Source organism: Paraburkholderia pallida (assembly GCF_004524855.1).
In the GTDB taxonomy this organism is placed as follows: domain Bacteria; phylum Pseudomonadota; class Gammaproteobacteria; order Burkholderiales; family Burkholderiaceae; genus Paraburkholderia; species Paraburkholderia oxyphila.
The window spans coordinates 1,366,729-1,389,694 of the sequence record NZ_CP038149.1 but is presented as its reverse complement, the minus strand read 5'-3'; the positions used below and the strand labels follow the sequence as shown (position 1 = coordinate 1,389,694).

Annotated in this window: 21 protein-coding genes; 12 read left to right on the top strand and 9 right to left on the bottom strand. The window is 64.6% G+C overall.

The features are described from left to right. Nucleotides 1-147: 147 nt before the first annotated feature. Both uvrA and E1956_RS21380 read left to right on the top strand, forming a co-directional pair. A complete protein-coding gene (uvrA, locus tag E1956_RS21385) occupies nt 148-6,111 on the top strand; it encodes an excinuclease ABC subunit UvrA (RefSeq protein WP_134752690.1) in 5,964 nt (1,987 codons plus the stop codon). A gap of 309 nt (nt 6,112-6,420) precedes the next feature. Then, complete coding sequence (locus tag E1956_RS21380; RefSeq protein ID WP_028218802.1) at nt 6,421-6,651, top strand: H-NS family nucleoid-associated regulatory protein; 231 nt, start codon at nt 6,421-6,423, stop codon at nt 6,649-6,651. Nucleotides 6,652-6,734: 83 nt separating this feature from the next. On the opposite strand, the gene E1956_RS47400 is transcribed toward E1956_RS21380, so the two are convergent. Beyond that, nucleotides 6,735-6,857 carry a hypothetical protein gene (locus tag E1956_RS47400; protein ID WP_256377775.1) on the bottom strand — a complete coding sequence of 41 codons (123 nt, stop codon included), beginning with the start codon at nt 6,855-6,857 and terminating at the stop codon, nt 6,735-6,737. A gap of 29 nt (nt 6,858-6,886) precedes the next feature. Between E1956_RS47400 and E1956_RS21375 the strand changes: the two genes are divergently transcribed. Then, complete coding sequence (locus E1956_RS21375) at nt 6,887-7,465, top strand: NnrU family protein (RefSeq protein WP_134752687.1); 579 nt, start codon at nt 6,887-6,889, stop codon at nt 7,463-7,465. Between the two features lie 183 nt (nt 7,466-7,648). Here E1956_RS21375 and pcaG read toward each other — a convergent pair whose 3' ends face one another. Both pcaG and pcaH read right to left on the bottom strand, forming a co-directional pair. Beyond that, a complete protein-coding gene (pcaG, locus tag E1956_RS21370; RefSeq protein ID WP_134754704.1) occupies nt 7,649-8,239 on the bottom strand; it encodes a protocatechuate 3,4-dioxygenase subunit alpha in 591 nt (196 codons plus the stop codon). After that, nucleotides 8,239-8,943, bottom strand: a complete 705-nt coding sequence (pcaH, locus tag E1956_RS21365; RefSeq protein ID WP_134752685.1) for a protocatechuate 3,4-dioxygenase subunit beta — start codon at nt 8,941-8,943, stop codon at nt 8,239-8,241. The genes pcaG and pcaH overlap by 1 nt, the downstream gene beginning before the upstream one ends. A 132-nt stretch (nt 8,944-9,075) precedes the next feature. Between pcaH and pcaQ the strand changes: the two genes are divergently transcribed. Beyond that, nucleotides 9,076-10,122, top strand: a complete 1,047-nt coding sequence (pcaQ, locus tag E1956_RS21360) for a pca operon transcription factor PcaQ (RefSeq protein ID WP_134752683.1) — start codon at nt 9,076-9,078, stop codon at nt 10,120-10,122. 16 nt (nt 10,123-10,138) lie between these two features. On the opposite strand, the gene E1956_RS21355 is transcribed toward pcaQ, so the two are convergent. Then, nucleotides 10,139-10,813: a helix-turn-helix domain-containing protein gene (locus E1956_RS21355; RefSeq protein WP_134752681.1), complete on the bottom strand. Its 675-nt coding sequence runs from the start codon at nt 10,811-10,813 to the stop codon at nt 10,139-10,141. Between the two features lie 332 nt (nt 10,814-11,145). Between E1956_RS21355 and E1956_RS21350 the strand changes: the two genes are divergently transcribed. Next, nucleotides 11,146-11,349, top strand: coding sequence for a DUF6900 domain-containing protein (locus E1956_RS21350; RefSeq protein WP_134752679.1), 204 nt, complete (start codon nt 11,146-11,148; stop codon nt 11,347-11,349). Between the two features lie 282 nt (nt 11,350-11,631). Then, complete coding sequence (gene amaB, locus E1956_RS21345) at nt 11,632-13,131, top strand: L-piperidine-6-carboxylate dehydrogenase (RefSeq protein WP_134752677.1); 1,500 nt, start codon at nt 11,632-11,634, stop codon at nt 13,129-13,131. 211 nt (nt 13,132-13,342) lie between these two features. On the opposite strand, the gene E1956_RS21340 is transcribed toward amaB, so the two are convergent. The 4 genes from E1956_RS21340 to E1956_RS21325 form a co-directional block, all read right to left on the bottom strand. After that, complete coding sequence (locus tag E1956_RS21340; RefSeq protein WP_134752675.1) at nt 13,343-13,849, bottom strand: metal-dependent hydrolase; 507 nt, start codon at nt 13,847-13,849, stop codon at nt 13,343-13,345. 105 nt (nt 13,850-13,954) lie between these two features. Next, nucleotides 13,955-14,308: a sugar ABC transporter ATPase gene (locus E1956_RS21335; protein WP_134752673.1), complete on the bottom strand. Its 354-nt coding sequence runs from the start codon at nt 14,306-14,308 to the stop codon at nt 13,955-13,957. A gap of 387 nt (nt 14,309-14,695) precedes the next feature. Next, nucleotides 14,696-15,859, bottom strand: a complete 1,164-nt coding sequence (locus tag E1956_RS21330) for a porin (RefSeq protein ID WP_134752671.1) — start codon at nt 15,857-15,859, stop codon at nt 14,696-14,698. Between the two features lie 382 nt (nt 15,860-16,241). After that, a complete protein-coding gene (locus E1956_RS21325; RefSeq protein WP_134752669.1) occupies nt 16,242-16,598 on the bottom strand; it encodes a hypothetical protein in 357 nt (118 codons plus the stop codon). Between E1956_RS21325 and E1956_RS21320 the strand changes: the two genes are divergently transcribed. Further along, nucleotides 16,597-17,121 (top strand): hypothetical protein, encoded by a 525-nt coding sequence (locus E1956_RS21320; RefSeq protein ID WP_134752667.1) that lies wholly within the window; start codon nt 16,597-16,599, stop codon nt 17,119-17,121. The two genes, E1956_RS21325 and E1956_RS21320, sit on opposite strands and share 2 nt — an antisense overlap. A gap of 67 nt (nt 17,122-17,188) precedes the next feature. Here the strand turns inward: E1956_RS21320 and E1956_RS21315 are convergent, their stop codons facing one another. Then, on the bottom strand, nt 17,189-17,623 hold the full coding sequence (locus E1956_RS21315; RefSeq protein WP_134752665.1) for a hypothetical protein: 435 nt from the start codon (nt 17,621-17,623) through the stop codon (nt 17,189-17,191). Between the two features lie 230 nt (nt 17,624-17,853). On the opposite strand from E1956_RS21315, the gene E1956_RS21310 reads away from it, so the two are divergent. The 5 genes from E1956_RS21310 (at nt 17,854) to E1956_RS21290 (ending at nt 22,828) form a co-directional block, all read left to right on the top strand. Continuing rightward, nucleotides 17,854-18,564, top strand: a complete 711-nt coding sequence (locus tag E1956_RS21310) for a CDP-alcohol phosphatidyltransferase family protein (protein WP_134752663.1) — start codon at nt 17,854-17,856, stop codon at nt 18,562-18,564. Continuing rightward, nucleotides 18,561-19,397: a HalD/BesD family halogenase gene (locus tag E1956_RS21305; protein ID WP_134752661.1), complete on the top strand. Its 837-nt coding sequence runs from the start codon at nt 18,561-18,563 to the stop codon at nt 19,395-19,397. The genes E1956_RS21310 and E1956_RS21305 overlap by 4 nt, the downstream gene beginning before the upstream one ends. After that, nucleotides 19,394-20,404, top strand: coding sequence for a flippase-like domain-containing protein (locus E1956_RS21300; RefSeq protein WP_134752659.1), 1,011 nt, complete (start codon nt 19,394-19,396; stop codon nt 20,402-20,404). The genes E1956_RS21305 and E1956_RS21300 overlap by 4 nt, the downstream gene beginning before the upstream one ends. A gap of 21 nt (nt 20,405-20,425) precedes the next feature. Further along, complete coding sequence (locus E1956_RS21295) at nt 20,426-21,205, top strand: phosphocholine cytidylyltransferase family protein (protein WP_134752657.1); 780 nt, start codon at nt 20,426-20,428, stop codon at nt 21,203-21,205. A 219-nt stretch (nt 21,206-21,424) separates the two neighbouring features. Then, nucleotides 21,425-22,828 (top strand): MFS transporter, encoded by a 1,404-nt coding sequence (locus tag E1956_RS21290; protein ID WP_134752655.1) that lies wholly within the window; start codon nt 21,425-21,427, stop codon nt 22,826-22,828. Nucleotides 22,829-22,966 lie beyond the last annotated feature (138 nt).

Sequence of the window (22,966 nt, the reverse complement as noted above, 5' to 3'; positions counted from 1 at the left end):
CCCGGGCTGAGGCACGCCGTGCACACGTCCGGCGTGCTGTATAAATATACAGTAGAATCTCAACCCAGACGGCCCCACCAGGGCTGAGAGATGCCGGGCAGCGCCGCCCGGCCCCCCGCGTTTCATCCAGCCGGAATGCCAGCGCAAGTGAGCGATAACCGATCCATCCGTATCCGCGGTGCCCGCCAGCACAACCTCAAGAATCTCGACCTCGACCTGCACACCGGCCAAATGACGGTCGTGACGGGGCCGTCAGGCTCGGGCAAGTCCAGCCTCGTGTTCGACACCCTTTACGCGGAAGGGCAGCGCCGTTACGTCGAAACCTTCAGCGCCTACGCGCGCCAGTTTCTCGACCGCATGGACCGGCCGCAGGTCGATCGCGTCGATGGCGTGCCGCCCGCCATCGCCATCGACCAGACCAACCCGGTGCGCAGTTCGCGCTCCACGGTCGGCACGATGACGGAGCTGAACGACCATCTGAAGCTCCTCTACGCGCGCGCCGCGAACCTGTTCGACCGCGTGACCGCGCAGCCGGTGCGCCACGACACGCCCGAGACGATCTACGCGGAATTAAGCGCACGCACGGCCGCGGGCGACCCGCGCCTCGTCGTGACGTTCCCGGTCGAGTTGCCCGAGACAACCACCGAAGAGGAAGTCGCACAGTGGCTCTCCGCTAGCGGCTACACGCGCGTGCAGGCCGAGCGCGAAGTGAAGACCGCCGACGGCACGCGCAAGGTGCTCGACGTGGTGGCCGACCGCTTCCGTCTGCAGAACGCCGAGAAGAGCCGCGTGATCGAGGCGATCGAAGCGTCGCTCCGGCGCGGCGCGGGACGTGTGAACATTTATGTCGTATCGGAAACCGAAGGCGCCGCCGATGTTTCCGATGCGAAACCCGAGCCGCAGATCTGGCGCTTTTCCACTGGCCTCCATTGCCCGGACAGCGATCTGCGCTATGCGGACCCGCAGCCGGCCCTGTTCTCGTTCAACTCGGCCTACGGCGCGTGCGAGGTGTGCCGCGGTTTCGGCCGCGTGATCGGCGTCGACTGGGGGCTCGTGATTCCCGACGCGCGCAAGACGCTGCGCGGCGGCGCGATCAAGCCGCTGCAAACGCCCGCGTGGAAGGAGTGTCAGGACGACCTGATGCGCTACGCCGCCAAGGCCGGCATTCCGCGCGACACCGCGTGGTCGGAATTGACCCAGGAGCAGCGCGACTGGGTGCTGAACGGCACCCCGGACTGGAAGGGCAACTGGCAAGCGCAGTGGTACGGCGTCAAGCGATTCTTCCAGTATCTGGAGTCGAAGGCGTACAAGATGCACATTCGCGTGCTGCTCTCGAAGTACCGCAGCTACACGCCGTGCGAAACGTGCGGCGGCGCACGCCTTAAAACAGAGGCGCTGCAGTGGCGTCTTGGCACGCAGGAAAACGCGGAAGAGGTGCTCGCGCCCGAGGCGCGATTCATGCCGCACGGTGTGGACTGGTCGCGCGCGCAGCTCGAAACATTGCCTGGCCTCACGCTGCACGACGTCATGCTGCTGCCGATCGAGCGCATCCGCCGCTTTTTTGACGGTCTCTCGTTTTCGTCAGCACTGCTTGACGACGCGCTCAAGCTGCTGCTCGCCGAAGTGCGCACGCGGCTGAAGTACCTATGCGACGTCGGGCTCGGTTATCTCACGCTCGACCGCCAGAGCCGCACGCTCTCGGGCGGCGAGGTGCAGCGCATCAACCTCACCACGGCGCTCGGCACGTCGCTCACGAAGACGCTGTTCGTGCTCGACGAGCCGAGTATCGGTCTGCATCCGCGCGACCTGAACCGCATCGTCGAAGCGATGCAGCGCCTGCGCGACGCGGGCAATACGCTCGTGGTCGTCGAGCACGATCCCTCGGTGATGCTGGCCGCCGACCGTCTGATTGACATGGGACCGGGTCCCGGTGAGCGTGGCGGCACGATCGTCTATGACGGCACGCCTGACGACATTCGCTCGTCCGGCACCTTGACGGGCGAGTATCTGGGCGGCCACCGCGCCGTCGCCGACGCTTCGCACTGGGCGCGCCGCGCCGTCGACGCGAGCACGCCACGCCTCGTGCTAGAAGGCGCGAGCGAGCACAATCTGCGCGACGTGACGGTGGAGATTCCCCTGCAGCGCCTCGTGTGCGTGACGGGCGTGTCGGGCTCCGGTAAATCGACGCTCGTGCAGGACGTGCTGTATCCGGCCCTCGCGCGTCACCTCGGCAAGGCCACCGAAGCGCCAGGCGTCTATCGCAACCTGAGCGGCGCGGAGCAGATCAGCGACGCCGTGTTCGTCGACCAGTCGCCGATCGGCAAGACCGCGCGCTCGAATCCGGCCAGCTACGTGGGCGCGTTCGACGAGATCCGCAAGCTGTTCGCCAAGGCGCCGCTCGCAAAGCAGCGCGGCTACTCGGCGGGCATGTTCAGCTTCAACTCGGGCGAGGGGCGTTGCCCGACCTGCGGCGGCTCGGGTTTCGAGCACATCGAAATGCAGTTCCTGAGCGACGTCTATCTGCGTTGCCCGGACTGCGACGGCAGCCGCTATCGTCCGGAAGTGCTCGAAGTGAAGATCGAGCGCGGCGGCCGCACGCTCTCGGTCGCGGACGTGCTGGACCTCACCGTCAGCGAGGCGGCGCAGTGCTTCCGTGAGGATGCCGAAGTATTGCGCGTGATCCAGCCGATCGTCGACGTGGGTCTCGAATACGTGAAGCTCGGCCAGCCCGTTCCGACGCTGTCGGGTGGCGAGGCGCAGCGCCTGAAGCTGGCGGGCTATCTCGCCGAAACGGCGCAGGCAAAAGGCAAGGAGAGCGCAGCCGGCGGACGTCTTTTCATGTTCGACGAGCCGACCACGGGGCTGCATTTCGACGACATCGCCAAGCTGATGCGCGCGTTCGGCAAGCTCCTCGCGGGCGGCCATTCGCTGCTCGTGATCGAGCACAATCTCGACGTGATCCGCGCCGCGGACTGGTTGATCGACCTCGGCCCGGAAGGCGGCGACGCGGGCGGCGAGGTGGTGTGCGTGGGCACGCCGGACGACGCGATCGCCTGCCCGCGCTCGCATACGGGCGCGGCGCTCGAGCGTTATGAAGCCGCGCTCGGCAACGGTGTCGGCACGCTCGTGGCGGAGGAAGAGGGTGTGGCGCTGCAGACGGCGGTGCGCGCGGCGCAGGCGCGCCGCGAGATTCAGGGCGAAGACGTGGTGCGCATCGTGAACGCCCGCGAGCACAATCTCAAGGCGCTCGACGTCGACATTCCGCACGGCCGCTTCAATGTGATTACTGGTGTCTCGGGCTCGGGCAAATCCACGCTCGCGTTCGACATTTTGTTCCATGAGGGTCAGCGCCGTTACCTCGAATCGCTGAATGCCTACGCGCGTTCCATTGTGCAGCCCGCGGGACGGCCGGAAGTCGATGCCGTCTACGGCATTCCGCCCACCGTCGCGATCGAGCAGCGTCTCTCGCGAGGCGGGCGCAAGAGCACGGTGGCGACCACGTCCGAGGTCTGGCACTTCCTGCGGCTTCTTTACGTGAAGCTCGGCGTGCAGCATTGCGTGCACGACGGCACGCCGGTGACGTCGCAGAGCGCCGATGCGATCGTCGCGCAACTGCTGCGCGAGCACCGCGGCCAGCACGTGGGCCTGCTCGCGCCGCTCGTCGTGAATCGCAAGGGCGTTTATACCGATCTCGCGAAATGGGCGAAGGCGCGCGGCAATACGCATTTGCGTGTGGATGGCGAATTCGTGCCTGTCGCGCCGTGGCCGAAGCTCGACCGGTTCCGCGAGCACACGATCGAATTGCCGGTGGGCGATCTCGTGATCGAGCCGGAAAACGAGGCGCAATTGCGCCAGATGCTTGCCGCGACGCTCGAGGCCGGCAAGGGCGTCGTGCATCTGCTCGCGCCGCTCGATGGCCTCGGTCATGCACTCGGCAACGGCAACTCGACGGCGCGCATCGGCGAAGTCAAGGTGCTCTCGACGCGGCGCGCCTGCCCCGTGTGCGGCACGAGCTATCCCGAGCTCGATCCGCGCATGTTCTCGTATAACAGCAAGCACGGCTGGTGCACGACGTGCGTGGGCACCGGCCTCGCGCTCACGCGCGAGCAGCGCGCGGCCTATGACGACACCGTCGTTGGCGCCGACGATCGCGGCCGTGAGCAGACCTTGCCGTCCGAGGAGCTGGAGCCGGACGGCATGGTCGACGAGCCGTGTCCTGATTGTCATGGCACACGCCTGAATCCCGAGGCGCGCGCGGTGACGTTCGATGAGCATCCGATCGTCGACGTCGCGCAGTGGACCGTGGCCGAAACGCGCCAATGGATCGAGTCGCTAGAGCTGAATGGACGCGACGCGCAGATCGCGCGCGACGTGGTGAGCGAAATCCGCAGCCGTTTGCAGTTCCTCGAAGAAGTCGGGCTCGGCTATCTGAGCCTCGATCGCGCCGCGCCGAGTCTCTCGGGCGGCGAGGCGCAGCGGATTCGTCTCGCGGCGCAGCTTGGCAGCAATCTGCAGGGCGTGTGCTATGTGCTCGACGAGCCGACCATCGGCCTGCATCCGCGCGACAACCAGATTCTGCTCGACGCGCTGCGCAGTCTCGGCGAGAAGGGCAATACGCTCGTCGTGGTCGAGCATGACGAAGACACGATCCGCCGCGCGGATCACATCATCGACATCGGGCCGAGCGCCGGCAAGCGCGGTGGGCGCGTGGTCGCGCAGGGCAAGGTCGCCGATCTCGCGGCGCAGCCCGACTCCGTGACGGGCCGCTATCTCGCGCATCCGATCGTGCATCCGCTGCAGCCGCGTCGCGAAGTGAAGCCGGCGCGCGCGGGGCGCGAGGCGGTTCCCGAGCAGTGGCTCACCGTGCATGGCGGCAAGCTGCACAACCTGCGCGACGTGACGGCGCAGATTCCGCTCGGCCGCCTCGTGGCAATCACGGGCGTGAGCGGCTCCGGCAAGTCGACGCTCGCGCGCGACGTGCTGCTCTCGAACCTGCTCGACGCGGTGGGGCGTTCGGTGCTGTCCTCGCCGGCGGAGCGCCGCGCGCGCAAGGCCGCGAAGGAGAGCGCACCTAGCGCGGCCGAGCGCCGTTCGAGCGTGCTCGCGCGCACGAGCAAGAAGCCGAAGCCTGAGGTTTCGCATACGTGGCAAGGCTGCGACTCGATTAGCGGATGGGAAACCATCGACCGCGTGCTCGAAGTCGACCAGACGCCGATCGGAAAAACGCCGCGCTCGTGTCCCGCCACCTATATCGGCGTGTGGGACGCAATTCGCCGCCTGTTTGCCGATACGCTCGAGGCGCGCGCGCGTGGCTATAGCGCGTCGCGTTTCTCGTTCAATACCGGCGATGGCCGCTGCCCGGCTTGCGAAGGCCAGGGCGTGCGCACGATCGGCATGAGCTTCCTCCCCGATGTGAAAGTGCCGTGCGATGTCTGCCACGGTCAGCGTTTCAATCCGGAAACTTTGGCTGTGACATGGCGTGGCCGCAACATCGGCGAAGTGCTGACGATGGAGATCGACGAGGCCGTGGAATTCTTCGGCCCGATCACGAGCATTGCGCATCCGTTGCAGCTCATGAAGGACGTCGGGCTCGGCTACCTCACGCTCGGGCAGCCGTCGCCCACGCTCTCGGGGGGCGAGGCGCAGCGCATCAAGCTCGTCACGGAGCTCTCCAAGGTGCGCGACGACATCACGCGGCGCGGCCAGAAGGCGCCGCACACGCTCTACGTGCTCGACGAGCCCACCGTGGGCCTGCATATGGCGGACGTGGCGCGCCTGATTCGCGTGCTGCATCGTCTCGCCGATGCAGGGCATAGCGTGGTTGTGATCGAGCACGACCTCGACGTGATCGCGGAAGCGGACTGGATCATCGATCTCGGTCCCGAGGGTGGCGTGGGCGGCGGCACGATCGTTGGCGCCGCGAATCCGGAAGGGCTCGTGAAGGTGGCGGCGAGTCACACGGGCGCGGCGCTTGCGCCCGTGCTCGCGCGCACGGCGAGCGAAGTGCCGCCCTTGCCGTCTTCTCCGGCAAGCGATGAAGCAGCCGCTGCAGCAAACGAAACCGCTCCCGACGGCGCGCGTGCCGCGAAGCGGCGAGCCACCGCCTCGTAAACCGATGCTGCCGGACGCCTGCGAGCGCCCCGAACGGGCCTCGCAGGCGTCAAACCGCTTGATCTGGGCGGCTCGCGCAAGGTATGATGGGTTCCGCTTGCAGCAAGTCGCCGCGCACCTTTAGCGGCCATTCTGGCGAGCGGAGCAGCGGACCTCAGATCCCCTCCGAACCGGCCACGGGTTCCATACCCGGGTCACCTCATCAGTGCAGCAGGGCTTCGCGGCATTTTGCGAAGCCTTTGTCTTTTCAGGGCAGACGAATCGATATCGATCAACGCCTTGCCTTAGCGATGCGAGAGGAATTAACCGATGTTCGACCTCGACAGTGAGGCGCGCGAACGGCTCATCCTGTGGATTAGACGCCGCATGGAGGAGTACGGCATTACGCTCGAAGATCTAGAATTATTCATTGCCGAAAGTGAACGGCAGCCGATGTACCGCGATGCATATGGCAATACCTGGAATGGGGAAGGCGACATGCCGTCCTGGTTGCTGCGCTACAAGCATGCGGGGCAGGACATAGAGCATTTCCGCTGCTAGCCGGCGGGTTTGGCGCTTTAGTCATTTCGGCAATATTTCAGTGCCGTTTTAAAAATACCTTTCGGTGGATATTGCCCATTTAATCAATGGCGCTTCGCATCCGCCTGTTCCGGTTTGGCCATAAGCCGATAAAGCGCAGATTCGTCGGAAGATCGTTGATCTTGCCGATTGGCCATGCCGTCCAGTTGCGCCACAATACCGGCCATTGCGCTTATGCCGTGTCCAGGGGGCGAATATGGCGTTACTGGTGCTGGGCCTTGCAATCTTCATTGCCATGCATTCGATCCGCGCCGTAGCCGCGCCATGGCGCGAGGCGCAAATCGAGCGCTTCGGCATGCCGGCATGGCGGGGCTTCTTCGCGCTGTTCTCGCTCCTCGGCCTGTTTTTCATCGTCCGGGGCTACGGGCTCGCGCGGCGCTATCCCGTGCCAATCTGGCTGCCGCCGTCCGGCATGGTGCACGTCACTGCGCTCCTCACCGCGATTGCCTTCGTGATGATTGTGGCCGCCTGCATACCGGGCAATCACATCAAGCGCGCGTTGGGCCAGCCATTCATGTGCGGCGTGGCGCTCTGGGCGTTCGCGCATCTGCTCGCCAACGGCACGCTTCACGCCATCGTCCTGTTCGCCGCATTGCTGGTCTGGGCGCTGCTCAAGCTGCGTGCGGACCGTCGGCGCGATCGCGAGGCCGGCGTCGTCTACGCCCAGGGGACGTTGGCGCGCGATGCGCTGGTCGTCGTGATCGGGCTCATCGCGTGGGACCTGTTTGCGTTCTGGCTGCACGGCATGCTGATCGGGGTGCACCCGCTCGGCTGACGCGATCCGCAAACGCTAAAAAAGAAGCCTGCTCGAGGCAGGCTTCGTCAAGGTACAGCTCGGAGTTCCGCGATCAGATCGCAGTGGTTGCGATCTTAGGGTCCGTTCATGAAAGCTGCGTGAAAGTCGGCGCCAGGCGGGCTGTAGCTGGACCGGCTACATGCGCCGCTGCGCCGCCACGCATCACAGATCGAAGAACACCGTTTCGCGTTCGCCCTGCATGCAGATATCGAAGTGATAGACGATGCTCCCTGCCTGCTCGCTGCGGCGCGCGACCAGCGTGCCGCGACGCGCTTCGGGCACCGCGGAGAGCACCGGGTCGGCGGCATTCGCGGCGGCTTCGTCGTCGAAATAAATGCGCGTGAACGTGTGCGTGAGCATGCCGCGCATCATGACGATCACGTTGATATGCGGTGCTTCGTCTGCCTGCTCGCGTCCCGGCTTCACCGTGCGCACGATGAAGCGCTGCTCCGGATCCGTGCCGGTGCCCACGCGTGCGAAGCCGCGGAAGCCGTTTTCGGCGACCTGTGCGCGTGATGCGGGATAGTGGCCGTTGGCGTCGACCTGCGAGAGCTCCAGCATGGCGTCGAAGACCGGCTTGCCGTCGCCGTCGATCACGCGGCCGATCAGCGTGATGTGCTCGCCGGGCGTTTGCGGGCCGGCCATCTCGGGCGTGAAGAGGCTCTTGAAATCGAAGTCGTATTGCTGCGGGCACAGGCCGTAGGCGAAGTACGGGCCGACGGTTTGCGAAGGCGTTTCTTTGAGTGCCATGATCAACGCTCCGTAGGAGTCTGGTTCGGGCCGCGCAGCACGATGTCGAATTCGTAGCCGAGTGCAAAGCCTTCTTCGGTGGTGTCGAGCGCGAAGCGCGAGATCATGCGATCGCGGGCCTGTTCGGGCGTGCCCTGGAAGATCGGGTCGTAGGCAAGCAGCGGATCGCCGGGGAAATACATCTGCGTGACGAGGCGCGAGCCGAAGTAATCGCCGAACAGCGAGAAGTGAATGTGATTCGGCCGCCACGCGTTGGGGTGATTGCCCCACGGGTACGCACCCGGCTTGATCGTGAGGAAGCGATAACGTCCTTCGTTGTCGGTCAGGCAGCGCCCCGCACCGAGAAAGTTCGGGTCGAGCGGCGCGTCATGCTGGTCCTGCTTGTGAACGTAGCGTCCGGCCGCATTGGCCTGCCAGATTTCGACGAGCGTATTGCGCACCGGCTTGCCGCCGTCGTCCAGCACGCGGCCCGTGACGATGATGCGCTCGCCGAGCGGCTCGCCATTGCGCGCCGCGTTGCGCGTGAGATCGTGGTCGAGCGCGCCGAGATCTTCCGCGCCGTACACGGGTGCACGCAGATTGCGCAATTTTTCCTTTAGTGGAATCAGCGGCAGCGTCGGGCCACGTTTGACCGACGAGCGATACGGCGGATAGACATACGCCGGATGCGAGTCGAAATCGCGCGGCGACAGGAAGGACTCGTCCATGGGGGTGTCTCCTGGCAGGATTGTGAGGGTAGCGGCGCGGCGGACGGTCGCAGCGCACGCATGCCGCCACTTTATCCAAGGCGAAAAGTTATGCAAAATGACGTTTTCTCGCGCTTCGTATAACCAACCGTTATGCAAAACCGGCTTGCGGACTCACGCGTCAAATTTCGCCATCTCCAGTGCTTTCTCGCGGTTGCGCAGTTCGGCAGCGTGCAGCAGGCGGCCGAGAGCCTTTCGATTACCCAGCCGGCGGTTTCGAAGACGATTGCCGAGCTCGAGTCGGCGCTCGGCGTGAAGCTGTTCGAGCGCGGGCGGCACGGAGCGGTCCCCACGCGGGAGGGGCAGCTTTTCATGCCGCACGCGAGCGCGTGTGTGAGCGCGCTGCGCCAGGGCGTTGCGCTGCTTGCGCGCGAAGAGGGGGCGGTGGCGGCAACGCTCGACATCGGCGTGTTGCCGACCGTGGCGACCGCGCTCGTGCCGACTGCGTTGCGGCACTTCGCAGGCGAGTGGCCGCGCGTGAGCGTGCGTCTCATGACGGCGGCCAATGCGGAATTGCTCGAGCGCCTGAAAGCGGGGGCGATCAGTTTCGCGGTCGGGCGGCTCGCGGATCCGGAGCGCATGGTGGGCCTCAGTTTCGAGCAGCTCTACAACGAGCCGATGGCCGTGGTCGTGCGCGCGGGTCATCCGCTCGCGCAAGAGGCCGGATCGGCGCCGCCGCTGGCGCAATTTCCCACCCAGTTTCCGCTCGTGCTGCCGCCGTTCGGGACGCTGATCCGCCAGGCCGCGGACAGTCTGCTGGCGGCGTGGGGAGCGCCGCCGCTCACCTCGTTCGTCGAATTGCTCTCGGTTTCGGTGGGGCGGGCGCTGGCGCTCGAGAACGACGCGGTCTGGTTCGTGCCGTCGGGGGCGGTCGAATACGATCTGCGCGCGGGCACGCTGGTGCGCCTGCCGCTACCGAGCGCGGGCGGCGAGGAGCCCGTCGGCCTGATCCAGCGTACCGACACGCAACCGACGGCCGCCGGGCGTGCGTTGATCGATGCGGTGAGACAGGCGGCGCGCGAGCGCGACGCGGCGATGCATGCGAAACCGGCAGCGAGGCGCGCGCGCCGTCGTCCGGACGCGGCGGCCGTTACCAAGCCCAAGGGGCGGAAAGGGCGCTCAGGTGACACCGAAGCCTGACGCAGCGGCCCGCGCCTCAGGCTGCCGGAAGTTTCTTTTTGGAACGGGGCGGTTTGCTGGGGGGCGGCGCCGGTTCGGCGGCTTCGAACGTGCCCGGCACCGCGGCGCCCGTCGACATCCAGAGCACCACCGCGTCCTCCTTGCTGGTGGAAACGGCAAAGTGGCCGGTGCGGCTGTCGAAGTAGAGGCTGTCACCGGCCCCGAGATGCGTGGGCGTGTAGAGCTCGGTGTGCAGACAGATGCTGCCGCTGATCACATAGATGAATTCTTCGCCCTCGTGGCGCCCCCAGTCGTCGAACGCGTCCACCGAATGGGCCGTGATGCGCACGAGAAACGGCAGCATGGCCTTGTGCGCGAGCTCCGTGGCGAGCAACTCCATCTCGTAGCCGCGATATGCGTGCGGCTTGCCCGCACCGTGGCGCGTGAGCGCACGGCGGCCGCCAAAGTCGAGCTTCGGCGTCGAGCCAAACAGCTCGCCCAGATCGATCTTCAGTCCGGCAACGATTTTCTGCAGGACGTCGAAGGTGGGCGACATCAGCCCGTTTTCGATTTTGGAAAGCGTGGAACGCGACACGCCGCACACGTGGCTCGCGTGCTCGAGCGTCAGGTCGAGGGCAAGGCGGGCGGCGCGGACGCGGCGGCCGAGGTCTGCGGACGACGAAGCCGCCGATTGCGTAAGCGTGGTGTCCATGAGCGTTAGAAGGGCAGGATCGAGTGTTCTGGCACGTTTCCGATCATAGCAAATCGTCGCCTTTAGGAAACATCGGCCAGATGGCTAACGTTCGCGGTCTGCATGCCGAAGCCGTGAAAACGCGTGGGCTCGAATTTCTTCGATTCGAACCATTCAGGGAACCGAATTAACCATCTTTGAAGATTTTCGTGGATCTTGTCGTCGCAGAATCTGTCTTTCAATACAGTAAGAATTCGAATAGAGCCTCGATATGCGTCGCGCGGTCACGCGACGAACCGTATGGCGATCCTTACTATTTGATTTGATGACATACATCAAGTTTGGAGAAGAAAATGCGCGACGAACGTCTCGAACTATTGTTAGCCATATCGCGGAGAACGCTCGGTATCGAAGACTTCGAGTTGACTGGCAAGCCGACCGTGGACTACCACCTGGTGAGTGTGGAAGACGTTGGCCGTGCGCTTGAAGCTGCGTATGACGCGGGGCTGATCGTTGGTCACCGCGTGGGCCGTGCCGAATGCCTCGAAGAGTCCTGAGTGCGGCAAACGGGCGCGAACACTACCGACACGCGTGACTTCCCGCATCGTCACGCGAGTGCCTCACCGTTCCGAATTCCTCAGTCAATGTTTCCGATCGGAAATTCCGGTTCCCGGGCTTTCGCCCAGTGCGCGATAGCACAAAACTGCGACGCGGCGCCCGCCGCCATCGTGTCATGTGGCATGAGGGGCGCGCCGCCTCCTTCGCCTTGCTGCACCATTTTCCCCCGTGTATAGTCAGTCCACCACAGTTTGTTTCTTATCGGAAATAAAGGAACGGTCATGGACGCAGCGCGCATTCTTGCCGATCTCGGCATTTCAGAAGCAGCCAGGTCGGGTGAGATCGAGGTGAGATCGCCGATATCGGGCGAGGTGATCGGGCGGGTGGCAAGCCACTCGGCCGCGGACGTCGATGCCGCGCTGGCCCGCGCACAGGCGGCATTTCTTCAGTGGCGCAATGTGCCGGCACCGCGCCGCGGCGAGCTGGTGCGCTTGCTGGGCGAGCGTCTGCGCGCGCGCAAGGAGGCGCTCGGCAGCCTGGTATCGCTGGAGGCCGGCAAAATCCTTCAGGAGGGGCTGGGCGAAGTCCAAGAGATGATCGACATCTGCGACTTCGCCGTTGGCTTGTCGCGGCAGCTCTATGGTCTGACCATCGCGTCGGAGCGCCCGGGGCATCGCATGGCTGAGAGCTGGCACCCGATGGGCGTGTGCGCCATCATCTCCGCGTTCAATTTTCCCGTCGCCGTCTGGTCCTGGAATGCCGCGCTTGCACTGGTCTGCGGTAATCCCGTGATCTGGAAACCCTCGGAGAAAACGCCGCTCACCGCGCTTGCGGTGCAGAAAATCATGGGCGATGCCGTGCTGGCGTTCGGCGACGCGCCGCAAGGGCTCGTCTCGCTCGTGGTGGGCGGGCGTGACGTTGGCGCGAAGCTCGTGGCCGATCCGCGGGCCGCCATCGTCAGCGCCACCGGCAGCACGGAAATGGGCCGTGCAGTGGGCGTGGCAGTCGCCCAGCGCTTCGGACGCGCGATTCTCGAGCTCGGCGGCAACAACGCAGGGATCGTGACGCCAAGCGCCGACCGCGAACTGGCTTTGCGCGCAATTCTGTTCTCCGCAGTCGGCACGGCCGGGCAGCGCTGCACGTCGCTGCGGCGCCTGTTCGTGCACGAGAGCATCTATGACGCAACGCTCGAGCGGCTCAAGCAGCTCTATGCGAAGGTGCCGATCGGAAATCCGCTCACGGCGGGCACCCTGATGGGGCCGCTCATCGACGCTCACGCGTTCGAGCGCATGCAGGCCGCGCTGGAGCGCGCGCGGGCCGAAGGCGGGGTTGTCACGGGAGGCGAGCGCGTGGCCGTCGATGGCTTGCCAAACGGCTATTACGTGCGGCCCGCGCTGGCGGAGATGCCGGCGCAAAGCGAGATTGTCGTAAAGGAAACCTTTGCGCCGATTCTCTACGTCATGAAATATCGCGACTTCGACGAAGCCGTAGCAGCGAACAATGCGGCCGCGCACGGCTTGTCCTCGTGCGTGTTCACGACGGATCTGCGCGAAGCCGAGCGTTTCCTTTCGGCATCGGGCAGCGATTGCGGTATCGCGAACGTCAATATCGGGCCGAGCGGCGCGGAAATCGGCGGCGCATTCGGCGGCGAGAAGGAAACGGGCGGCGGCCGCGAGTCGGGTTCGGATGCGTGGAAGGGCTATATGCGGCGCGCGACCAATACCGTCAACTATTCGTCGGCACTGCCGCTGGCGCAGGGCATCGATTTTTCGCTCGATTGAGTGCCGCGTCCCGGGCGGTGGCGCGGCACTCGCGCTGTTGCCCGATCCGAAGAATCCGCATCAGGTCGTCACGCATCTCGACAGCCATACCAAAGCGAGGCGCCCCTCATCCATTTACTTTGGATTGCAGATCAAATGGCGCAGCGCAATGCCCGGCGGTTAACCGTTCCCGGAGCACGACCGCGCACCAGGAGCGCATCCGCTGCACGCCTCAGGCGAGCCGGCGCAGCGGCTCGAGCGACCAGCTATGCGGCACGCCATGCACCGCGAAGAACCACGCGGCAACCCACGAAGCCGCCACGACGATCAAATCGCATCGGCCGCTGCGCCACAGGTTCAGTGAGTGGCGACGGACGATCCAGGGCACGCCAAGCGGATTCGGCCAGTCAGCAAACAAGTGGATCAGCCCGCCGCACGCGAAGCCGAATGCCGGCGCGGCAACGGCCAGATGCCCGAGCTCGCGATACGACCACAGCAGCAGGGCAATCCAGCCGACGCCCCAATGCGTGAACGTGCGATGGGTAATCCATAGCCGGCGCTTCTTGCTCCACCACGCAACTTCGAGCCAGTCGGGCGCAGTGCCGCCCGCCACGCCTGCGATGAACGCCAGTGCGGCGTAGAGATGCCAGGGACTGTCCGTCCTGGTGTGCGTGACGATTGCGGCGGCGATGACGCCGGCGGCCCAGCCGGTGGCGTGATGTGCGGTCCCTGATGCCATGAAGCGGTGTAGTGCAAAGTCGAAAGAGGGCGCAATCTTCGCAGATGCGACGGCTTCGTGACAGGGGGCGACGCGCAGAATTTTTACTGCGCGCCGATCGAGACATCAGGTCGTGCAGCGCGCCACGTCGAAGCGCATTTCTTCCTCAGGGGGATCGTTCGAGCTGGACGCGCCGTGCGTCACGCGAATCACCGATCCATAACCGTTCGGCGTGAGCGTGACGAAGTACGATGCGTTCGATCGCGAGCCAATCGCGAGTTCGGTCGCATTGCCCGAATGCGATTCGTATGCGCGCGACAAGCGGTCTTCGAGGCAACTTGCGATCGACGAAGGCGAGCGTGCCGACGACGCGTAGACGATCACGTTGCTATCGGAAGCGGTGTTGGATGGCGACGATCCGCAGGCGGCGACGAGTGCGAGCGGCAGGGCGGCGACAAGGCGTTGCGTGAGGGTATTCATGACATGAGCGTCGTGGCGGATGCCTCGCGAAAAGCAACGCGAAATGCGTTGCGGCGGACATGTTTATGAGTATACGCACGGGTCTGACAGCGCAGGCTCACGCAGAAGTAAAAAGATGCAACAGCGGAAGAGTAAGCGTCCGGCGAGATGGCGCGTCGATCATCGAAGCGATGACCGCGACGAAAGTTGATGATGCGAAATCGAGAAAATTCGGAGCAAGGTCCGGCCAGGGTGCCGGGCAAAGGACACAGGAAAAACGGCGCGCAGGAGGCAAAGAAAAAACGCACATGCGGTCGTGCAGCATGTGCGTTGGATGGCGAGCGGGCCATGCGGCGGATCGCGCCGCCTGTCCGGCGGCTTGCGCCGCGAGGCGCAAGCCGGTGTGCTTTAGAAGCGGTGACGCAGACCGATCGTTGCGGCGACCTGGTTGTTTGTCGTCGAGGGCGACAGCGTGTTGATTGCCGCGACGTTGGCCACCGCCGCGCCGTTCTGAACGCCGAGCGAACCTGAAGCGTGCTGGTACACGCCGGCGAGATAGACGTCGGTGCGCTTGCTGAGCGAGTAGTCGGTGCCGAGCACGACGGTGTGCCACTTCGGGCTCTGATCGCCGGTGCCGGTGCCGGTCACGGTGCCGTCGGTGAACGTGTACGAGCCCACGAACGCGAGCGCCGGGGTCAGGTGGTAGGCGCCGTTGATTTCGTAGTTGTCGAGGTGCAGGTTCAGGCCGCTGATGCCGGCGAGATTCATGCCGCCGCTGCCGAGGCTTTGCAGGCCGTCGATCTGCGAGTGCGACCACACGAAGCCGACTTGCGCCGGGCCGTACGTGTAGTTCGCGCCGACACCGAACGAGCGCTGCAGGCGTGCCGAAATGTTCTGGTCAGCCGAGGCCGCGCCGTTCAGGTTGCCGCCGTAGTTGCCCGAGTTGTTCAGCTGCAGGTAGCCGGCCGCCACATTGAGCGGGCCGTTGTTGTAGGACGCGCCGGCGCTCCACGCGCGGCTGTTGGCAAAGCCGTCGGCCTCGTTCGAGAAGCCATACATGCCGCCGAACTGGAAGCCCGCGTAGTTCGCGCTCGAGTACTTGACCGCGTTCTTGGTCGAGAACGACTGTGCGAAGTTATCGTTGTCGAACGGGTGACCGGCCAGGTTGTTGCCGAAGCCGAGACCGGCTTCCGAGAGCGGCGCCAGGTACTGGTTCATCGAGTCGTACTGGCGGCCGAGGGTGAGCGCGCCGTACTGATCGCTTTGCAGGCCGACGAAGGCTTGACGGTTGAAGCCGTTGTCGCCGTTCTTGTAGCCGCCGTTATTGAGGTTGAAGCCGCTTTCCAACGTGAAGATCGCCTTCAGCCCGCCGCCGAGGTCTTCGGCGCCTTTGAGGCCGAAGTAGTTGTTCGACATCGCGCCGCTGCCCTGCGCCCACAGGCTGTGACCACCCGCATTGTTCGCATAGACAATGCCGGCATCGAGCGAGCCATATAGCGTCACGCTGCTTTGCGCGTGAGCGCTCATTGCGAATGCACCGAGAACGCCAGCGAGGATAAGGGTTTTTTTCATGCTTTTTAACTCCGGACAGTACTTGGGAATCTCACGGAAAACACGTGCCGCAGTGGTTTCCGTGGTCTGAAGATTCGAACGAAGTGTATTCCGGCAATCTCGGCGGCTTGCTTTGTCTGACGCAACAAACCATTTTTGAAATGGAAATAACGAGATTGGCGCTGATAAGTCACTGCGTAGAAAGCATTTTTTAAAAATGACTGAAGATGCGACAAAATGCACCATTCGAGATTATGTTGTGCGAGAGCGACGCCCGCACTGGCATATGTGGCGGGCATGAGGGCCAATACGTGATTTATTATGGGATATTTCCCTCGATTTCTGAAAGGTACTGTTCCAGATTGTGCGGTCTATGGTCGCGTATTCTGACGGTACAATGTGTCTACCCCTTGACCAAGGGTGGTCTTTTTTCATCTGTTTTACGCGGCTCTCGGGCCGCGTTTTTTTTGCCTTCGTCGCTGAATCGATTTTCGTTCGATTTGAGATGTGAAAGATAGTATTTCAAAAAACGAAACGAGACATATCGCCGCATTTGAGCGCGCATGCGGTGCGGATATTTTTCTATATTCGCCCTATTTGAGTCCCGGCTGAATCGCGGCTGAATCCCGGCGATTTCATGGCGAGGCGCAAAGGGTGCCGGCCGGGCCCGGTGACCGCCGGTCGGGTGCTTGCGGTTAAAATCTTGCCCCTGCCCGCGATGCAACGGGCAGTCTCCGCAGAACCCGATGGAAACCGCCATGCCCGATTCTTCTCCCGCCGCCATCCCCGAGGACACTTTTCAGGACCCGAGCGCCGATTCGGCCGAAGTGGTCCAGGAACCGCGCCTGTGGCGCAAGGATGGCTGGACGGCACGCGTCATCAAGAACGAGGACGACGACGGCTGGGCCGTCGAAATGATCAAGGACGGCGAGCCGGAGCCGGCGCTGGTCGGCCCATGGACGATGGGTCGCGACAAGAAGAACCCGAAGCCGCTCGACACCTCGGCGTTCAACACGCTCGTGAAAACCGCTTCCGAGGTGTTGCGTCGCCACGAGCAGCAATTGCACGCGCTGCTGCACAAGCGCGTGGGCCTGAGCACGGGCGACGGCGACATCGACGTGACCCTCGACATCGTGCCCGACGAATACGAGCCCTACGCGCTGCTCACGGCGCTCGACGCGTTTGGCGAGCAGATCGCGCAGGTGCGCGTCGCGCCCAGCTTCAAGCTGAACAAGGCGCGCGCGCAGGCGTGGGCCGAAGGCGGCTTTGGCCGCATCGATTGACTGACGCACACGGTCGCGCAACAGGGCGTGGCCGGGACAGCGAGTCCCGAACGTCCTCTGAGCGCTGTTAGTCCTGCTGGCAGAAGATGGCCGTCAGCAGCGGTCCGGCGTGATAGATGATCGCGGTGTTGCCGGCCGCGTCGGCCGCCGCCTTCACCTTGGCCTGCGTGGCAATGACCACTGCGCCGTAGGCCGAACGGGCGATCGGCTTGCCGTCGCCGGTCCGGAAGAGCGGGTCGTCCTGCTGGAAGCCCACGATCGCGAACACCTTGAAGCCGAAGGCAGTCAGATGCTGGCCGTGCGCCGGCCAGAACGCGTTGATCGAATTGCTTTCGACCTTCATGGGCTTGGCGTCGATCAACTGCTGGTCGATGAGCCCCGAGATGAAGTCGTGTGCCGACTCCTTGCAGGCCAGCGCATCGTCGAGGGCGGCGGCATGGCCGGTGAGCGGCACGAAGGGCAGCGCCGCGAGCAGAAAAGCAGCAAAGGTAAGACGTTTCATTGGAATTCTGACTATGGGCGGCGCTCACGCCGTCGGGTATCCACGCGATGCCTGTCAGGCCGGGGCGAAGCGTTGCACTGTACGCGGGTTCGCGCGAACTTGCTTGCAGGGCCGCATCGGGGGACCGTGACGCGCGGCCCGTACGCCATGCGGCCCCACCACCTTTCAATTTCTCTTCGCCGGCCGGAAAACCTGCAAGTTTTCTGGAAGCCGTATATTATTTCCCGGTTATGACTGGAACAAACAAATCTGCAAAACCGGCTCCGCAAGCGGTGCCGCGACCGCGCACGTGGGACGCGCGCGCGGCGCGCTGGCTCGTCACGCCACTTGTGCGTACCAGCGTCACGCCCAATCATCTGACCACGCTGCGCCTCCTGATCGGCCTCGTTGGCGCCTTCTATCTGGCGCGCGGCGACTTTCTGCACGTCAATATTGGCGCATTTTTGATTGTTTTGTCGAATTTCGTTGATCACACCGATGGTGAGCTCGCGCGAATCAGTGGTAAAACCAGCCGAATCGGCCATTTCTACGATCTCGCCGCCGACGCGATAACGACCGTGCTCCTGTTCCTGGGCATGGGCTACGGGCTCGGCGCCGCAGCGGCTGCCGCCGGTTCCGCCGGGGCTCAATGGCACGTGCCGCCTGTCTTGCTCGGCGGTGTCGCCGGCGTGGCGGTCGCAGTGATCTTCTTTCTGCGCATGCGCATCGAGGAAATGGCCGGCAAGGCCGGCACCCAGCAGGCGTTCGTCGGCGGCTTCGAAACGGAAGACGTGCTCTATCTGTTGCCGCTCGTCACGCTCACCGGGATTGTCTCGCCGTTCGTCGTGGCCGCGTCCATTGGCGCGCCGCTTTTTGCCATTTACGTGGTGCTCGACTACTGGCGCGTCACGCGCCGCGTGAGGCCAGCCAAGGAAACCAGTCAGGTCTGGATCAGCAGATGAGTGTGCAAGCAGAAGAAGAACAAGTCGCCGCCAATATGCGTGCCGCCGGCGCGCAGTCGGCTGCTCAGTCGGGCGAGCCCGATGTCGCGATCGGCTGCGCGCTGGGCAAGCTGGACTCGGACCTGCTGCGCGGCGAATACGTGGATCAGGGCTCGTTCCTCTACCTCTCCGATTTCCTGCCTCCCGAGGCGACGCAGCGGCTCATCGACGCCGCTAACGCGCTGATGCCCGAGGTCAATCGCAATTTCATCCCGGGCCACAAGGCCGGCGGCAGCGTGAGCCGTCACACGATCGACCGCTTGCAGCCGTATATCGCCGAGCTGTACCGCTCGCCGAAGCTCATCGCGTGGCTCGAAAAGATCACGGGCGACCGGCTCCAGCTTTCGCCGGAAGACGATCCGCACGCGTACGCGCTCTATTACTACACGCGCGCCGGCGATCACATCGGCTGGCATTACGACACCTCCTATTACGACGGTCGCCGCTATACCGTGCTGTTCGGCGTCATCGACGACTCCTCGTGCATCCTCGACTACGAGCTGCACACGCGCGACGCGAGCAAGGCCGACGAGCCGGGTGCCGTGCAATATCCGCCGGGCGCACTCGTGCTGTTCGATGGCGACAAGCTGCGCCACCGCGTCACGCCGAGCCGCGAGGGCGAAGTGCGCGTCTCGCTCACGTTCGAATACGTGACGAACCCGAACATGCGTCCGTGGCGGCGCTTCATCTCGAACATGAAGGACGCGATCGCCTACTTTGGCTTTCGCCAGGTGTTCCGCAAGGCGCTCCAGTCCGCGCGGGCGGGCGGCGGCAAGGCCGGAGAGTCGGTGTGAGTCGTGCCGCCATTTTGCTGTTGTCGATCGGCACGGCACTGTTCATTGCGCTGCTCGCCTGGCAGGGTCTAGGCTCGGTGACGGGCGCACTCGCGGCGGCAGGCTGGGGGCTCGTGCTGGTCGCCGCCTTCCACCTTGTGCCGCTCGCACTCGATGCGGGCGCGATCGCCGTGCTGTTTCGCAAGAGTGAGCCGGTCGGCCAGCGCGATGCGCTGCTCGCACGCTGGAGCGGCGAGTCCGTGAACAGCCTGCTGCCGGCGGGGCAGATCGGCGGTCCCGTTGTCATGGTGCGCCAGCTCGCACAGCGTGGCATGTCCATGCGCGACGCGGCGGCGGCCATCACGGTGAGCACGACGCTGCAGGCGCTCGCGCAGATCGTCTTCGCGGTGTTCGGCATCGCGCTCTTTTCCGTCTATGCCGCCAACGGCGCGCCGCGCGATCTCGGCGTGGCCGCGCTGATCGCCACCGGCGTGCTTGCCGCCCTGATCGGCCTTTTCTACGTCGCGCAGCGCCGCGGGCTGTTCGGCCGCGTGCTGCGGCTCGCCTCGAAAGTGTTCGGCAAGCGCGACTGGTCCTCGCTCACCACGCGCGCCGACGCCATCGACGACGCCGTGAAGGCGCTCTATGCCGATCGCGCCCGCGTGGCGGCCAGCTTCGCGCTGAGCTTCGTGGGCTGGCTCGTAGGCATCGTGGAAGTGTGGCTCGCGCTGCGCTTTCTCGGCCATCCCGTCGGCTGGGTCGATGCCCTGCTGCTCGAAAGCATCGGCCAGGCCATTCGCGGCGCGGCCTTTGCCATTCCCGGCTCGCTCGGCGTGCAGGAGGGCGGCTATCTGCTGCTCGCGCCGCTCGTCGGCCTGCCGCCTGAGGCGGCACTCGCGCTCTCGCTCGCCAAGCGCGCGCGAGAGATCGTGCTCGGTCTGCCGGGCCTGCTGTATCTGCATATCAGCGAACGTAGCTGGCAACGCAGGCGCGCCGTGCGCGTGCCCGCTGTCGAAATCGCCGATTGACCTTTTTCTCCCAAGGAACGCATGCGCGCCATCATTCTCGCGGCAGGCCTCGGCCTGCGCCTTCAGCAACCGGCTGGAGAACAGTTTCCGAAATGTCTGCTGCAATTCGAGGGCGTGACGCTGCTCGAACGCCATCTGCAGATGCTCGAGTCGGCGGGCGTTACCGAGGTCGTGCTCGCGCTCGGCTTCCAGCCGGAACTGGTCGAGGCCGAGCTCAAGCGCATCGGCTGGCCGCATGAGGTCGAGGTGGTGCTCAATCCGCGCTTCGACCTGGGCAGCGTGCTCACGGTGCATCGCACGGCCGAAGCGCTCACGCGCGGAGGCGACGTGCTGCTGATGGACGCCGACGTGCTCTACGACGAGCGCGTGTTCGCGCCGCTCGTGGCGGGCGAGGCGCCGGCCAACCGCCTGTTGATCGACCGCGACTTCGAGGCCGGCGACGAGCCCGTGAAGCTGTGCCTGCGCGATGGCGTGCCTGTCGAGCTGCGCAAGCAGCTTGCGGTCGGGCTGCAGTACGACACGATCGGCGAATCGGTTGGCTTCTTCCGCCTGAACGAAACGACGGCGCGCCGCTTTGCGCAGATCGTCGAGGGCTATGTCGATACGGATCGAGCGAACATGCCGCACGAAGAAGCGCTGCGCGATTTGCTGCTCGAACGCGGCAGCGAGTTCGAGACCGCGGACGTGACTGGCGCGCCGTGGATCGAAATCGACTTCCCGAATGACGTGACGCGCGCCACGGAACAGGTGCTCCCGCAACTGGCGCCGGTCGTGAGCCGCGTGAAGCAGACCGCGGTTTGATGGTGGTCTGAGCCGCGGTTTTCGCCGCTGCCATGAGAGGGCCGTGAAGCCCGTCGCCGCGCGAGTGCGGTGGCGGGCTTCGCGGCCCTTGTGCTTGTTGCGGTGCTCACCGCGTATTTTTGTGCGCCGCTTCATCTGTTGCGGCCTCACCGTTTTCGGCAACACGGTGCCATAATGGCAGCTTTACGCCATCAGCCACGCTGACTGTCGTTCCTGCCCATGCCCCTTGCTCTCGGCACTTTCATCGTTCCGCTCATCGTCGCGTGCTCGATGTTCATGGAGAACGTGGACGCGACGGTCATCGTCACAGCGCTGCCCGCGATGGCCCGCGATCTCGGCCAGAGCCCCATCACCCTCAAACTCGCCGTCACGAGCTATGTGATCGGGCTGGGTGTGTTCATTCCGATATGCGGCTGGGTGGCCGACCGCTTTGGCTCGCGCAACGTGTTTCGCACAGCCATCGGCATCTTCATGGCGGGCTCGCTGCTGTGCGCCGCCTCCAGGTCGCTCGAAATGTTCGTGGCGGCGCGCTTCGTGCAAGGTATCGGCGGCGCGATGATGGTGCCGGTGGGCCGCATCATCATCTTTCGCTCGCTGCCCAAGTCGGACTTCATTCGCGCGGTCAACTATCTCACCGTGCCGGCCCTGCTCGGTCCCGTGATGGGCCCGCCGCTCGGCGGCTTCATCACGACGTATCTGCACTGGCGGCTGATTTTCTTCGTCAACATTCCGATTGGCCTGCTCGGCATCTGGCTCGCGAACCGGCACATCGCGAACATGCACGAGGAGCATCCGGGACCACTGGACTGGTTCGGCTTCATCCTCTCCGCGGGCGGCGCTTCGCTCTTCATGCTCGGGCTTTCGTTCGTGGGCGGCGAGCTGGTTTCCAATGGGAAAGCCGTGACGATGTGCGTGGTGGGCGCGCTCTTGCTCGCCGCGTACTGGCTCTACGCGCAACGCGCAGAACGGCCCGTTCTCGATCTGAAATTTTTGCGCATCCCGAGTTTCAACGCGAGCGTGGCGGGCGGGTCGCTGTTTCGCATCGGGCTCGGCGCCGTGCCGTTTCTGCTGCCGCTTACGCTGCAGGAAGGGCTCGGCATGACGGCGTTCGTTTCGGGCGCAATCACCTGCGCTTCGGCGTTCGGCTCGATCTTCATGAAGTCGATCGTTTCGCACGTGCTCGGCCGCTTCGGCTTTCGCCGCACCTTGATCGTCAACGCCGCGCTGGCGGGCGTGTCCATTGCCATATATGGGCTGTTCACTCCGGGCACGCCGGTATGGCTGATCTGGCTCGTGGTGCTATTGGGCGGCGTGTTTCCTTCGCTGCAGTTCAGTGGCCTGAACTCGCTCGCTTACGCCGATATCCCCACCAAGGAGATTGGGCGCGCGACGAGCGTCGCCAGCGTGATCCAGCAGGTTTCGCTGGGGCTCGGCGTGACCATCGCCGGGATCGTGCTGCAGGTTTCGCATCGGATACAGGGACACTCGACCATCGTGTGGTCGGACTTCTGGCCGGCGTTCTTCGCCGTGGCACTTTTCTCCGTGGCCTCGATTCCGGTGACGATGCGTCTGCCCGCCAATGCAGGCGAGGAAATTGCGCGTGGAAGACGCGGACCCAACTGATCTGCCCGTGCGACTTCGCTTGCGTTTTTTTCGTGAAAGGCATTGGCGGCAGGCCTGATCGCAATCGTTTGTGTGGCGTGCTATAAGCGCAACAACCCGACTGAAAGTCGCTTGAATTGCCGGGTTGCAAGCTGGTTC